General features: G+C 37.7%; 1 protein-coding gene. It reads left to right on the top strand.

Annotated elements, in window-relative coordinates; genetic code table 11:
- Positions 1–10 precede the first annotated feature (10 nt).
- A complete protein-coding gene (hopJ, locus tag G6069_RS07845) occupies positions 11–1,120 on the top strand; it encodes a Hop family outer membrane protein HopJ/HopK (RefSeq protein ID WP_197293932.1) in 1,110 nt (369 codons plus the stop codon).
- The last annotated feature ends 5 nt before the right edge of the window (positions 1,121–1,125 follow it).

The following is a 1,125-nucleotide window of genomic DNA, read 5'->3' as shown; positions in this document are numbered from 1 at the left end:
AGGATCACCCATGCAATTTCAAAAAACCTTATTTTCTTTATCTTTGCCTTTATCTTTATTTTTATCTTTTTGTATCGCTGAAGAAAATGGGGCGTATGCGAGCGTGGGGTTTGAATATTCCATTAGTCATGCCGTTGAGCATAATAACCCCTTTTTGAATCAAGAACGCATCCAAATCATTTCTAACGCTCAAAACAAAATCTATAAACTCAATCAAATTGAAAATGAAATCAAAGGCATGCCCAACACCTTTAATTACATCAACAACGCTTTGAAAAACCATGCTAAATTAACCCCCACTGAAATGCAAGCCGAACAATACTACCTCCAATCCACCTTTCAAAACATTGAAAAAATAGTCACGCTCAGCGGTGGAATTGCATCTAACCCTAAACTAGCCCAAGCGTTGGAAAAAATGCAAGAACCCATTACTAACCCTTTAGAATTTGAAGAAAACTTAAGAAATTTAGAATTGCAATTCACTCAATCTCAAAACCGCATGCTTTCTTCTTTATCTTCTCAAATCGCTCAAATTTCAAATTCCTTAAATGCGCTTGATCCTAGCTCTTATTCTAAAAACATTTCAAGCATGTATGGGGTGAGTTTGAGCGTAGGGTATAAGCATTTCTTTACCAAGAAAAAAAATCAAGGGTTGCGCTATTACTTGTTCTATGACTATGGTTACACTAATTTTGGTTTTGTGGGCAACGGCTTTGATGGTTTAGGCAAAATGAATAACCATCTCTATGGGCTTGGCATAGACTACCTTTATAATTTCATTGATAATGAGCAAAAACATTCGAGCGTGGGTTTTTATGCAGGCTTTGCTTTAGCGGGGAGTTCGTGGGTAGGGAGTGGTTTAGGCATGTGGGTGAGCCAAACGGATTTTATCAACAATTACTTGACCAATTATCAGGCTAAAATGCACACGAGTTTTTTCCAAATCCCTTTGAATTTTGGGGTTCGTGTGAATGTGGATAGGCACAATGGCTTTGAAATGGGCCTAAAGATCCCTTTAGCAATCAATTCCTTTTATGAAACGCATGGCAAAGGGTTAAACGCTTCCCTCTTTTTCAAACGCCTTGTGGTGTTTAATGTGAGTTATGTTTATAGTTTTTAGGGGGG

The organism is Helicobacter pylori (assembly GCF_017594925.1).
GTDB classification, from domain to species: domain Bacteria; phylum Campylobacterota; class Campylobacteria; order Campylobacterales; family Helicobacteraceae; genus Helicobacter; species Helicobacter pylori_DP.
The sequence above is the reverse complement of the archived record's forward strand: the minus strand, read 5'-3'. Positions and strand labels throughout refer to the sequence as shown.

Coding starts and splice junctions, on each gene's coding strand:
- hopJ (WP_197293932.1), top strand. CDS start 11: ATGCAATTTCAAAAAACCTTATTTTCTTTATCTTTGCCTTTATCTTTA.